Raw genomic sequence first — 13,120 nt, forward strand, 5'->3', positions numbered from 1 at the left:
GAAAAGCGAGACTTCCATGCGAATTCTGGTGCTGCACGGCGTCAATCTGAACATGTTTGGCAAGCGCGACCCCTCACAGTACGGCACGGCCACCCTGGCGGACATTGACGCGGCGCTGCAATCGCTTGCTCAGGAGCTGGGCGCAACCGTGGAATGCTTTCAGACCAACCACGAGGGCCTAATGGTGGAGCGCATCCACCAGGCGCTTGGCGAGGGCGTTGACGCGGTGGTCATCAATGCGGGCGCATGGACGCACTACAGCTATGCCATTGCTGACGCCCTGGCCATTCTGCCTGTGCCTGTGGTGGAGGTTCACATGTCCAATGTTCACGCGCGCGAGGCATTCCGGCACCATTCTGTGCTGTCGCCAGTGTGTGCGGGCAGCGTGTGCGGATTCGGCGTTGAGAGTTATCTTCTTGGCCTGAGAGCCGCGCAATCGCTGGCGGCTAAAACCGCAAACAAAGCGTAGTAAAGACGCAGTATATAATTTGCTGGGGTGCGAGCCTAGATTTTTGACTTTTTCTGCTGTAGCGTTGTAGATAGTCTTGTCACAGCGGCACCCCATCAGCTTCTAACCAGAGAGTTCCCATGAACGAAGCCATTAACCTGAACCGCCTGCGCGACCCTGCCTTTACGGAGGAAGTGGACGCGCACAGCGGGCAAAAAGTGTCCACCTGCTATCAGTGCGGCAATTGTACTGCCGGCTGTCCCGCAGGGTTCGTTTACGACATGCAGGTCAACCAGATCATGCGGGCGGTACAGTTGGGCTTGAAGGACGCGGTACTTGATTCGCGCTCCATCTGGATGTGCCTGTCCTGTTCCACCTGTAGCCAGCGGTGTCCCAACAACATCGACGTGGCCGGAGTCATGGAGACCCTGCGCCACATGGCTCGCAAGGAAGGCCGCGTGGCCGTTCCCAAGGTGGAAAAATTCTGGTTTTCCTTCCTGGATACGGTGCGCGCCTTTGGCCGCACCCACGAAATCGGCACCATGGCGCTCTACATGATGCGCTCGCTCCGCGTGTTTACCGACGTTGACCTCGCGCCCGAAGCCCTCAAAAAGGGCAAGCTGGGGCTCAAGCCCCACATTCTGCCGGGCGGGGCAGGGCCGGTTACCCGTATCTTTACGCGCTACAAGGAACGCGCCAAGCGCGAGGGGGTGCGCCCATGAATTTTGCCTACTACCCCGGCTGCTCTGCCCGAGGTTCTTCAAAAGATTACGAAATGTCCACCCAGGCTGTGTGCAAAGCCCTGGACATGAGGCTTGTGGATATTCCCGACTGGAACTGCTGCGGTTCTACCCCGGCCCATGCCGTGGATACGGAACTTTCCGCCGCCCTGTGCGTGCGCAATCTTGATATTGCCGCCCAGCAAAAGGCCGAGATTCTGCTTACCCCCTGCCCCAGCTGCCTTTCAAACCTGCGCATGGCCTCAAAACGCATGGAAAACCCCGCCTTTCGCAGCCGGGTTGACGAACTGCTCGACGGCCCCTCGGCCAAGGAATTTCCGCCTGTCACCTCCGTTATGCAGGGCATTGCCGCGCAGATGGACATGGCAGCCATTGCCGCCCGCGTACGCCAGAGCCTCAAGGGGCTCAAGCTTGTGGCCTACTACGGCTGCCTCATGAGCCGCCCGGCCGAAGTGATGAACTTTGGCGACCCGGAAAATCCCACGCTCATGGAAGAAATGATGTCGGCCTGTGGGGCGGAGATGCTTGATTTTCCGCTCAAGACCGCCTGTTGCGGCGCGTCCTTCGGTATTCCCGAACGCCCCATGACGGCCAAGAATTCGGGCCGCATCCTTGAGCTGGCAACCCGCCTTGGCGCAGATGCCATTTTGGTGGCCTGCCCGCTCTGCCAGATGAACCTTGACCTGCGCCAGGATCAGGCCAGCGCGGCCATGGACACCAAGTTCCGCATGCCGGTGCTCTACTTCACCCAGATGATGGGCATTGCCTTTGATCTGCCGGAAGAAGAACTGGGCCTGAACAAGCTGTGCGTCAGCCCCAACGGCCTTATCCGCAAACTGGGCGAGCTGCGCCGCGAGGAAGCGGCCAAACCCACAGAGCAGAAGGCCAAGGCCGCTGAAGGAGGCAGGTAATGAGAATAGGCGTCTTTATCTGCCACTGCGGCAGCAACATCGCCGGAACCGTCGATTGCGCCCAGGTGGCGGCCATTGCCCGCACCTACCCGGACGTGGTCTATGCCGACGACCCCATGTACACCTGCGCCGAACCGGGGCAGGCGGCCATTGAGGCAGCCATCCACGAGCACAAGCTCGACGGCGTGGTTGTGGCCTCCTGCTCGCCGCGCATGCACGAGCCCACCTTCCGCCGCACGGTGGAACGCGCGGGGCTAAACCGCTACATGCTTGAAATGGCCAACATCCGCGAACACGTTTCGTGGATTGGCAAGGACATGGAAGCCAACACCAACAAGGCTGCCGAACTGGTGCAGCTTGCGGTGGAAAAGCTGCGCAACAACAGACCCCTGCTGGCCAAAAGCTTTGACGTCAACAAGCGCGTGCTTGTCATCGGCGGCGGCGTGGCGGGTATTCAGGCCGCGCTTGACTGTGCCGACGGCGGCATTCAGGTGGTGCTGGTGGAACGCGATGCGACCATCGGCGGCAAGATGGCAAAGCTGGACAAGACCTTCCCCACCGTTGACTGCTCGGCCTGCATCCTCGGCCCCAAGATGGTGGACGTGGCCCAGCACTCCAACATCACGCTCTATGCCTATTCCGAAGTGGAAGACGTTTCGGGCTATGTGGGCAACTTTACGGTAAAAATCCGCAAGCGCACCACCTATGTGGACTGGAGCCTGTGCACAGGCTGCGGCGCATGCACAGAGAAATGCCCGGCCAAGAAAACGCCCGACACCTTCAACGAACTGACGGGCAACACCACGGCAATCACCATTGCCTTTCCGCAGGCCATCCCCAAGAAGGCCGTCATCAATCCGCAATTCTGCCGCCAGCTTCTCAAGGGCAAGTGCGGCGTGTGCGCCAAGGTGTGCCCCACAGGGGCCATCAAGTATGACATGGAAGATGAAGTCATTACCGAAGAAGTGGGCAGCATTGTTGCCGCCACCGGTTATGACCTCATGGACTGGACCGTGTACAAGGAATACGGCGGCGGGGCCTACCCCGACGTTATCACTTCCTTGCAATACGAGCGTTTGCTCTCCGCATCCGGCCCCACGGGCGGGCATGTGAAGCGCCCCTCTGACGGCAGGGAACCCAAGAACATCGTCTTTGTGCAGTGCGTCGGCTCGCGCGACAAATCCGTGGGCCGTCCCTACTGCTCCGGCTTCTGCTGCATGTACACGGCCAAGCAGGCCATCCTGACCAAGGATCACATTCCCGATTCCAAGTCCTTTGTCTTCTACATGGACATCCGCGCTCCAGGGAAGATGTACGACGAGTTTACCCGCCGCGCCATGGAAGAATACGGTACGGAATACATCCGTGGCCGCGTGTCGCAGATTTACCCCGACGGCAACGGCCAGATGACGGTCATGGGCGTGGATACCCTGCTGGGCCAGCCAGTGGAAATCAAGGCCGACCTGGTGGTGCTTGCCGTGGGCGTCGAGGCCAGCAAGGGCTCGCCCCAGCTGGCGGAAAAGCTGCGTATCTCCTACGACAGCTACGGCTTCTTCATGGAAAGCCACGTCAAGCTCAAGCCTGTGGAAACCAATACCGCTGGTGTGTATCTGGCGGGCGTATGCCAGGGGGTCAAGGACATTCCCGCCTCCGTGGCCCAGGGTTCCGCCGCTGCGGCCAAGGTGCTGGCGCTCTTCTCCAAGGACAAGCTTGAAAGCGACCCGCAGATCGCCCAGGTGGACATCCGCCGCTGCGTCAACTGCGGCAAGTGCATCCGCTGCTGCCCCTTCGGAGCCATCAAGGAAGTGGAAATCCGGGGCGAGGGCAAGGCTCAGGTCATCGAGACCGTGTGCCAGGGCTGCGGCCTGTGTACGTCCACCTGTCCGCAGGGGGCCATCCAGCTTTCACACGCTACTGACAACCAGATCCTTGCGGAGGTAAACGCCTTATGCCAGTGCTAAACGGCAAAGAACTGAGAATTGTAGGTTTTCTCTGCAACTGGTGTTCATATGGCGGCGCGGATACTGCCGGTGTGGCCCGCGCCACCCAGCCCACAGACCTGCGCGTCATCCGTGTTCCCTGCTCGGGCCGTATTGACCCGCTGTTCATCGTCAAGGCGCTGCTCAACGGCGCGGACGGAGTGCTGGTTTCCGGCTGCCACCCGCGCGACTGCCACTACGCCGCAGGCAACTTTTATGCCCGCCGCCGCCTTGAGGTGCTCAAGCAGTTCCTGCCCGTGCTGGGCATTGACGAACGCCGCTTTGAATACACCTGGGTTTCGGCCTCCGAAGGCCAGCGCTGGCAACAGGTGGTCACGGTCTTCACCGACCGCATCCACAAGCTCGGCCCCGCGCCCAAGCTGGAAGACCCGGAACCGCTGCTCAAAATCGCCGACATGGCGCTGACCTCCCTGCGCTCCCTTGGCACAGGGCAGAACGCCGCCCTTGCCGACCTGAAAGAAGCCATCAAGGCCAAGCTGCCCGAGCTGGACTGCGTGCTCGGCTGGCAGCAGGGCTATGACGCCGCGCACACCGTGCCCCTGTTCATGAAGACCCCCGAGGACGTGGACAAGCTCGTGTGGGGGCCCTTTAACGTCAACAATCCCGCCGTGTACCTGCCCTCGTTCAAGGGCAAGAAGGTGGGCATTGTGGTCAAGGGCTGCGACTCACGCTCTGTTGTTGAGCTGCTTCAGGAAAACCTGATTCGCCGCGAAGATGTGACCATCTTTGCCCTGCCCTGCGAAGGCACGCTGGACATGGCCCGCGTCAATCAGGATCTGGGCCGCTACACCAAGATTGACGGCGTGACCTACGATGAGGCCGGTGTGACCATCACCGCCGACGGCAAGGATCACCGCTTCTGCATGACCGACTACGCCCAGGGCAAGTGCTACGGCTGCACCACGCCTTCGGCAGTGCTGGCCGACACCCTGCTTGGTCAGCCCGTCAAGGTGGACGGCGCGGCGGGCACCCCGCCGGAACTGGCCCTGCTCGATTCCATGACTCTGGACGAGCGGCTCGCCTTCTGGCGCGGCCAGATGGATCGCTGCCTGCGTTGTTACGCCTGCCGCAATGCCTGCCCCATGTGCGTGTGCCGCGACTACTGCGTGTCAGACAGCCGCGATCCGCACTGGATGACGCAGGAAGACAGCGCCAAGGAAAAACTCTTCTTCCAGACCATCCACGCCATGCATCTGGCTGGCCGCTGCACAGGCTGCGGCGAATGCCAGCGCGCCTGCCCCGTGGGCATTCCCATCCTGGCCCTGCGTCAGCAGATTGCCCGCGCTGTGGCCCAGCTTTTTGACGGCTACCAGCCCGGTCTCAATCCGGATGAAGTGCCGCCCCTGCTGGGCTATGAAGTGGTTGAAAAGAACATTCATGAGAGGGACTGGAAATGAGCATGATCCGCTTTGTTACCCCTGACGGCTTGCCCGCGTTTCTTGCCTACCTCTCGCAGAATGGCCGCCGTGTGCTGGTGCCGGTAGAAAAGCCCGCCAACAAGCGCTCGGTCGTCTTTGAGCCGTGGCAGGAAGGCAAGCCCTTTACCATGGAAAAGGCCACTGTGCCCGCCAAGGAGGCCGTGCTGCCCCAGTGCGAAACCCTGGTGCGCTACAAAAAAACCAAGGATCCTGAAAACCTCGAGCGCGTCACCATGAGCCTGGACGACAAGCCCGAGGCTCAGCCCACCGTGGTTTTTGCCTGCCGTCCCTGCGATGCGCGGGGTTATGCGGTGCTTGACCGCCCCTACCTCAAGGGCCCTTACGCCGATCCTTACTACAAGGCGCGGCGCGAGCAGCTCACGGTGGTTACGCTCACCTGCGGCAGCGGCTGCAACACCTGCTTCTGCCACTGGGTTGGCGGCGGCCCAACCTCACCTGAAGGCTCGGACGTGCTCATGACCGAGATCGAGGGCGGCTACGTGCTGCAAGCCATCACGCCCAAGGGCGAGGAACTGCTGGCTGCGTCTTCCCTCTCGGAAGGTGCCGATCTCTTCCCCAAGGCGGAAGCCGCCCGCAAGGAAGCCTGGGCCAGCCTTGTGCCTGCACCCAACATCAAGAACGCGCCCGAAAAAGTGGCTGCCCGCTTTAACGACACGCAGTTCTGGCAGGATCAGACCGACCGCTGCCTTTCCTGCGGGGCCTGCACCTACTTTTGCCCCACCTGCTACTGCTTCACCATCACCGATGAAGGCGAAGGACTGAGCGAAAAAGGTGGCCGCCGTCTGCGCAGCTGGGACAACTGCATGTCCTCGCTGTTCACCCGCGAGGCCAGCGGCCACAATCCGCGTATGCTCAAGGCATTGCGCATGCGCAACCGCGTTTCGCACAAGTACTCCACCTATCCTGAAAACTGGGGTTCGTTCTCGTGCAGCGGCTGTGGTCGCTGCATCAGCAATTGCCCCGTCTGCGTGGACATCCGCTCCATCGTGCTGGCCGCCATTGAAGACGGCAACGATGAAAAGAAGTCCACGGACAAGTAGGAGCAGACATGGCAACCAAGAAAACTACCGGCAAAGCCACTACCCCCAAGACTGCGCCCCAAAATACCGCCGCGCCTGAAAAGGCCGCTGCAAAGGCAGAACCAGCTGTGGATACCAAGCCAACTGCCGCCGCCAAGCCAGCCGCCAAGCCGGGCCTCAAGCCCGCGCCCGACGGCGGCATGCTGCGCGAAATCACGGCCCGTCCCATGATGCAGGGCAACCCCTACCTGCCCATGCCCGCCACCGTGGCCGAAGTCATACAGGAAACAGGCAACATCAAGACCCTGCGCGTGGTGCTGGACGATGATGCGGCCATGAAGTCCTTTCGCTACGAACCCGGCCAGGTGGGCCAGCTCTCCGTGTTCGGCGCTGGCGAATCCACCTTTGTCATCAACTCGCCGCCGTCGCAGAAGAACTACCTCCAGTTCTCCGTCATGCAGGCGGGCGAAGTGACATCGGCCATCCACAGGCTCTCGCCCGGCGACAAGGTGGGCGTACGCGCCCCTCTGGGTAATTACTTTCCTTATGCCGATTGGAAGGGCAAGGACATCTTCTTTGTGGGCGGCGGCATCGGCATGGCGCCTATTCGCACCATTATGCTGCACGTGCTGGAACACCGCGCCGACTTCGGCAAGGTGAGCCTGCTCTATGGCGCGCGTTCCCCGCGCGACATGGCCTTCAGCTATGAAACGGAAGACTGGCTGCGCCGCGATGATCTGGACTGCACCCTGTGCATCGACGCCCCCTTTGACGGCTGGCCGCACAAGGTGGGCCTGATACCCAACGTGCTGCTCGAACTGAACCCCGATCCCAAAAACTGCGTGGCCGTGCTCTGCGGCCCGCCCATCATGATCAAGTTCACGGTGCAGGCCCTGCAAAAACTCAACTTTGCGCCTGAAAACATCGTGACCACACTTGAAAAACGCATGAAGTGCGGCGTCGGCATCTGCGGGCGCTGCAACATCGGCGGCCGCTACGTCTGCGTGGACGGCCCCGTGTTCACCTGGCAGGAACTGCAGGATCTGCCGCCGGAATTGTAAAGTTCCACGGTAGTTATCATAAGCCTGTTTATGGGGGGCCTCCCTTATGATTGCCCTTGGGCAACCGTAAGGGAGCCTCCCCTTTTTTTGCGCCCATGTGGAGTCCTGCCTGCACACTCGCTCAGATCACTTCCCAAGCTGCTTTTGTCGCTGCTCATTCATTCGGCGACAGTTGACAGGACGGGCGCAGTGGGTCAAGGAAGTACAACGCTTTCTTCAAGGGAGTATTCATGAAAAAGATGCTGATTCTCTGTTGCCTGATGCTTGGACTGCCCGTGGCTGTTCAGGCCGGTAACGACAAGATTGATCCTTCCACGTATATCTGCGCCGAACTCGTCACCCAGCCCATGGCCGAAGGCGGTCAGCCACCCATATTTGAAGGCCTGCAAATTGACGGCTATGTGAGCGCCAAGATGGGCAACCCCATTGCAGACCCGGAAACCCTCGCCCCCATGCTGGGCCAGGTTTACGGCGCCTGCCAGGTTGACCCCACCAAAAAGGTTGCCACCGTTTGGCAGGAAGCCCGCAAGACCTTTCCTGTCGATACAGAGAGCACATGGCGCGCGGACAAGACCCTGTGCAAGGATTACACCGCCAACCCCGATGACGGCAGCGGCTTTGTGATCTGGCTTGACGGCTACAACCGGGGCAAAAGCGGCAAACCTGCCTCAGTGCTTAACAGCGATGACACCCTCAAGACCTACCTTGACGCTTGCAGCCAAAAGCCTGATTCCCTTATGCTGGACGTGCTGGCTGAAAGCGCCAAGTAGCTCGCCCCGCCACAAAAATTTGAAGGCCGCAGATTGCAAAATCTGCGGCCTTTGTTTTTGAGAAAAGGCAAAAAAAGGCATGCTGATTGAAATGCTACCTCCGCATGAAGGCGGCGCAATGCCTGGACTGCTCTAAAAAATAACCATGTAGAGCGGAATGGTGATCATGGAAAGCAATGTGGTCAGGCTGACGGCCTGCGCGCCAAATTCCGGGTCTGTGTGGTAGTGGGCGCTCAAAATAGCCGCCTGGGCCATCACCGGCAGGGATGCCTGGATAATAAAAACCTTGCCCATGAGCGCAGACACCGGAAAGAAATACAGCAGGCCAGTCATCACCAGCGGGCCAAGCATCATGCGCCCCATCGCCAGCAGAACCATATCCTTGCCGATCCTGATACTGCGCAATCCCATGTCGTAGATGGAAATACCAATAAAAATCATGGCCAGCGGCGTAGTGAGATTGCCCAGCGAGCGGGCGACGTTCTGCAAAAATTCGGGCAGTTCAACGCCCAGCATTGTCAGAATCAAGCCCGTAATAAAGCCCATGAAAGGCGGGGAAAACACCTGCCTGACCCGGGTATGCAAAGGGATTTTCCCTCTGTTTTCAGTAATATCGCATGTAATTGAGTAGACCCCCACAGTCCAGAAAAAAACCGTGCTGGCGGCATAGTACAGCAGCACATAGGGGATGGAACTTTCGCCGAACAGCGCCAGATTAACGGGAATACCAATAAAAATGGTATTCGAATTGGCTACACTGGCGCAGAAAAGGCCAAAATGCTGCCTTTTGATGCGTGCCAGCTTGGCAAGCACAATGGCCAGCGCAAAGGTGAGGGTCACCGAGCCCAACGGCAGCAGCGCCCCCTTTGCCAGCATGATCAGATCGTCCCGATGGAACGAGTGCATGATGGTGTACATGAGAAAGGGCGGCAGGGCGATCTGGGTGATCAGACGCGGCAGAACAATTCGGGTTTCCGCGCCAAACCAGTTGCGCGCCGCCAGCATGAACCCAACAAAACCTAACAGCATCAGCCCGAATACACCGCCCAGCGCATGCAAAAACGCCATATGCTTTTATCCTTTCAAAAAGCCCTTCCGCAAGGTTGCGCTCAGGGGCCAGAAAACCCCCACAGGCCAGAAAACAACTCCGGCTCGTGGGGGCTTTGAATCATTTCGGCCAGTTACTTAGATTTCCTTGTAACGCCCGCCATTGGCAGCCGAGCTGACCAGATAGGCATAACGCCGCAGCACTGGGTAGGGGCAATCCTTCTTGGGCACCACAAGGGCGGCGCGCCGCTTGGCAAGCTCGGCCTCGTCCACAAGCAGATCCAGCTTGCGGTTGGGAATGTCGATATGGATGGTATCGCCTTCGTGCACCAGAGCGATAACGCCGCCGTCCGCCGCTTCGGGCGAAATGTGCCCTATGGCCGCGCCATTGGTGCCGCCTGAGAAACGGCCGTCCGTCAGCAGGGCAACATCCTTGCCAAGACCCATGCCTGTGATGGCCGCCGTGGGCGAGAGCATTTCGCGCATGCCCGGGCCGCCGCGCGGGCCTTCGTAACGGATCACAACGCCGTCTCCGGCCTTGATCTTGCCGTCAAGAATGGCCTTCATGGCGTCTTCTTCGGACTCAAACACGCGGGCCGTGACGTCGCGGCACATCATTTCGGGGGCAACAGCGGACTGCTTGACCACAGCGCCCTCGGGCGCCAGGCTGCCGCGCAGAATGGCAATGCCGCCCTGTTTGGAATAGGGATTTTCAACACTGCGGATCACTTCAGGGTTCATGACGCGGGCGTTCATGTCCTTGAGGTTTTCGCCCACGGTCTTGCCTGTGGCGGTCATGCAGTCCTTGTTGATGAGGCCCAGCTTGTCCAGCTCGGTCATGACGGCAGGGATGCCGCCCGCGTTGTCCAGATCAACCATGTAATGCTTGCCCGCCGGGGAAAGCTTGCACAGATTGGGGCTCTTTTTGCTGACTTCGTCAAAAATTTCCAGGCCAAGCTTCAATCCGGCCTCGCCGAACACGGCGGGCAGGTGCAGCACGGTGTTGGTGGAACAGCCAAGGGCCATATCCACGGCCACGGCGTTAGCAATGGACTTGGGCGTTACGATATCCAGCGGGCGGATGTTCTTGTGCAGCAGATCCATAACCCGCATGCCAGCCTTTTTGGCAAGGCGGATGCGCGCGCCGCTCACAGCGGGGATGGTGCCGTTGCCGGGCAGGGCCACGCCAATGGTCTCAGACAGGCAGTTCATGGAATTGGCCGTGAACATGCCCGCGCAGGCGCCGCAGCCGGGACAGGCGCGTTCGGCCATGTATTCCAGCTCTTCTTCTGTCATGGCGCCGCTGCGCACCTTGCCCACGGCTTCAAACACGGTGATGAGATCGCCGCGCTTGCCGGGGCCGATGTCGCCGGGCAGCATGGGGCCGCCGGAAACCAGCACCGAAGGGATGTTCAGGCGCATCATGGCCATGAGCATACCGGGAACGCACTTGTCGCAGTTGGGAATGAACACCAGGGCGTCAAAGGCGTGACCGCGCGCCATAATTTCAATGGAATCCGCGATGAATTCACGCGAGGGCAGGGAAAAACGCATACCCTCATGGTTCATGGCCAGGCCGTCGCACACGGCAATAGCCGGGAACTGCAGCGGCGTACCGCCTGACATACGTACACCGGCCTTGACCGCGTCGGCCAGGCTGTTCAGGTGCATATGCCCGGGAACGACCTCGCTGGCGGCGTTCACAATGCCTACCAGGGGGCGCTCCATTTCTTCTCTGGTGAGGCCCAGAGCATAGAGCAGGGAGCGGTGGGGGGCTTTTTCCAGCCCGGACTTCATTTTTTTGCTGCGTGCTTCATCATCCATGACGGTATCCTTATGGTATGAACAACAAACATTCCTTTTGCGCCCGCAATCGGAATGTGAATCGTACGGTAATTTTTTACGCCCGTAAACACGCCATAGCCGCCCCTGCCGCCCGGCCGAGCTGAATGCGCCGCAACCGGGCGTGTGGGAATCCCCTCGGCTGGGCAGGTATTTTTTCCGCGCGGGCCTCAGCCACTTGAGCGCGCCGTCGAAGTGAGCTAATTTCCTGGCATGCAAAGCTCTACCCCAACTTTGGCACGCCGCTACATATTCAAGCTCGTGGCCAATATCGCTTCCGTCCCGGTCTACCTTGTCATGGAGGCCATTCTGCCCCGCGCTCTCGGGCCGCAGATGTACGGCAATTACAGCTTTGCGACCAACCTCTTCCAGCAGCTTTCCGGCTTTCTGGATATGGGAACCTCCACCTGCTTTTACAATTCCCTTTCGCGCCGTCAGGCAGAGACCGGCCTCATCGGCTTTTACATGCGCGCCACAGCGGCGGTATTCGCCATTATTTTACTGGCCGCAGGCCTGCTGCAAATTCCTGCGGCTGGCGAGCTGCTCATGCCCGATGTGCCCCTGTGGCTTGCGCCGCTGGCAGCCCTGTGGGCTTTTCTGACATGGTGGGGCCGTGTGCTGCGCTCCATGAACGATGCCGTGGGCGCGACTGTTTCTTCCGAAATGGTGCGCACCGTTGTGTCGCTGTTTACGGTGGGCTTGCTGGGGCTCATGTTCTGGGCCGACTGGCTGAACATTCACACGCTTTTTGCCCAGCAATACCTCATGCTCGGGGCAACTGCCCTTGGCTACTGGCTGGTTACGCGCACCTACTGGCGGCAGGCTGGCATTCCCCTGCACTTTCGGCTCACGCCTGAGCAGACGCGCGCCTATGGGCGGGAGTTTTTCAATTACAGCCACCCGCTGTTTGTGCAGGCCCTGCTCTCCTTTTTGCTCCTCACTGCCGAACGCTGGCTGCTGCAATGGTTTGACGGCAGCGTGGAACAAGGCTTTTTTGCCCTTTCCCAAAAAGTCAGCATGGCCTGTTTTCTTTTTGTTTCAGCCATGACGCCTCTGGTCATGCGCGAGCTTTCCATCGCCTGGGGCAACAATGACCGCGAGGCCATGGGCCGCCTGCTCACGCGGTTTGCCCCGCTGCTCTACGTGGTGGCTGCCTATTTTTCGTGCTTTACGCTGGCCGAAGGTTCCGCCCTGGTGAACTTTTTCGGCGGCGCGCAGTTTGCCGCAGCGACCCTGCCTGTGCAGATCATGGCGCTCTACCCCCTGCATCAGGCCTATGGGCAGCTTGCCGGATCAGTCTTTCACGCCACCGGCCGCACCAAGGTGCTGCGCAATATGGCGGCGCTGGAATGCATTTACGGTTTCAGCACGGCGTGGTTTCTGCTTGCGCCGCCGGAATATTTCGGCCTTGGCCTCGGTGCCGTAGGCCTGGCGATCAAAACCGTGTGCGTGCAGATCATCACGGTCAATGTGTATCTTTGGCTGGCCTCACGCTTTATTCCGCTCAAGTTCTGGCGCAATATTGCCCACCAGATATGGAGCCTCGCAATTTTGCTGCTGCTGGCCTTTGGCTGCCGCCAGCTTACGCTCTATCTTGGCATTGGTGATGTGGATTCCTTTCCTCGTTTTCTTGTTTCCGGCGTCATATACACCGCGGCCATCGGGCTGCTCTGCCTGGGCATGCCTGCTGTCATGGGCTTTTCTCGGCAGGAACTGCGCGAAGTATTTATCCGGTTCAGCAAATCCAGGTCACATGGCTAAAACTCAGCTGCACAAAATAGAAAGGCCGGTGACCCCGGCCATCTGATATGCATGATACAGACAAAAAAGGGCCGGAAATCTG

General features: G+C 59.8%; 11 protein-coding genes. 9 read left to right on the top strand and 2 right to left on the bottom strand.

The window, feature by feature from the left end; translation table 11 throughout:
- The first annotated feature begins 16 nt into the window (after window positions 1-16).
- The 8 genes from aroQ (at window position 17) to RDK48_RS01075 (ending at window position 8,388) form a co-directional block, all read left to right on the top strand.
- The gene (gene aroQ, locus RDK48_RS01040; protein ID WP_298996207.1) at window positions 17-469 is read left to right on the top strand and encodes a type II 3-dehydroquinate dehydratase; all 453 of its coding nucleotides are present in this window, start codon (window positions 17-19) and stop codon (window positions 467-469) included.
- Between the two features lie 119 nt (window positions 470-588).
- Window positions 589-1,170 (top strand): 4Fe-4S dicluster domain-containing protein, encoded by a 582-nt coding sequence (locus tag RDK48_RS01045; RefSeq protein WP_298996209.1) that lies wholly within the window; start codon window positions 589-591, stop codon window positions 1,168-1,170.
- A complete protein-coding gene (locus tag RDK48_RS01050) occupies window positions 1,167-2,099 on the top strand; it encodes a CoB--CoM heterodisulfide reductase iron-sulfur subunit B family protein (protein ID WP_298996212.1) in 933 nt (310 codons plus the stop codon). Before RDK48_RS01045 ends, RDK48_RS01050 begins: the two co-directional genes overlap by 4 nt.
- Window positions 2,099-4,060, top strand: a complete 1,962-nt coding sequence (locus RDK48_RS01055; RefSeq protein ID WP_298996214.1) for a CoB--CoM heterodisulfide reductase iron-sulfur subunit A family protein — start codon at window positions 2,099-2,101, stop codon at window positions 4,058-4,060. Before RDK48_RS01050 ends, RDK48_RS01055 begins: the two co-directional genes overlap by 1 nt.
- Window positions 4,048-5,496 carry a hydrogenase iron-sulfur subunit gene (locus tag RDK48_RS01060; RefSeq protein WP_022658841.1) on the top strand — a complete coding sequence of 483 codons (1,449 nt, stop codon included), beginning with the start codon at window positions 4,048-4,050 and terminating at the stop codon, window positions 5,494-5,496. Before RDK48_RS01055 ends, RDK48_RS01060 begins: the two co-directional genes overlap by 13 nt.
- The gene (locus RDK48_RS01065) at window positions 5,493-6,578 is read left to right on the top strand and encodes a 4Fe-4S dicluster domain-containing protein (protein ID WP_298996217.1); all 1,086 of its coding nucleotides are present in this window, start codon (window positions 5,493-5,495) and stop codon (window positions 6,576-6,578) included. Before RDK48_RS01060 ends, RDK48_RS01065 begins: the two co-directional genes overlap by 4 nt.
- Window positions 6,579-6,757: 179 nt before the next feature.
- The gene (locus RDK48_RS01070; protein WP_192112813.1) at window positions 6,758-7,618 is read left to right on the top strand and encodes an FAD/NAD(P)-binding protein; all 861 of its coding nucleotides are present in this window, start codon (window positions 6,758-6,760) and stop codon (window positions 7,616-7,618) included.
- 230 nt (window positions 7,619-7,848) lie between these two features.
- Window positions 7,849-8,388 (top strand): hypothetical protein, encoded by a 540-nt coding sequence (locus RDK48_RS01075; protein ID WP_298996219.1) that lies wholly within the window; start codon window positions 7,849-7,851, stop codon window positions 8,386-8,388.
- Between the two features lie 132 nt (window positions 8,389-8,520).
- Here the strand turns inward: RDK48_RS01075 and RDK48_RS01080 are convergent, their stop codons facing one another.
- Together RDK48_RS01080 and ilvD are read right to left on the bottom strand one after the other, a co-directional pair.
- Window positions 8,521-9,456: an AEC family transporter gene (locus RDK48_RS01080; protein WP_298996221.1), complete on the bottom strand. Its 936-nt coding sequence runs from the start codon at window positions 9,454-9,456 to the stop codon at window positions 8,521-8,523.
- Between the two features lie 117 nt (window positions 9,457-9,573).
- Window positions 9,574-11,259, bottom strand: coding sequence for a dihydroxy-acid dehydratase (gene ilvD, locus RDK48_RS01085; protein WP_298996222.1), 1,686 nt, complete (start codon window positions 11,257-11,259; stop codon window positions 9,574-9,576).
- Window positions 11,260-11,490: 231 nt separating this feature from the next.
- On the opposite strand from ilvD, the gene RDK48_RS01090 reads away from it, so the two are divergent.
- Entirely contained in the window at window positions 11,491-13,038 is a 1,548-nt protein-coding gene (locus RDK48_RS01090; protein ID WP_298996224.1) for a lipopolysaccharide biosynthesis protein, read from the top strand.
- Window positions 13,039-13,120 lie beyond the last annotated feature (82 nt).

The organism is uncultured Desulfovibrio sp. (assembly GCF_902477725.1).
Lineage (GTDB): Bacteria > Desulfobacterota > Desulfovibrionia > Desulfovibrionales > Desulfovibrionaceae > Desulfovibrio.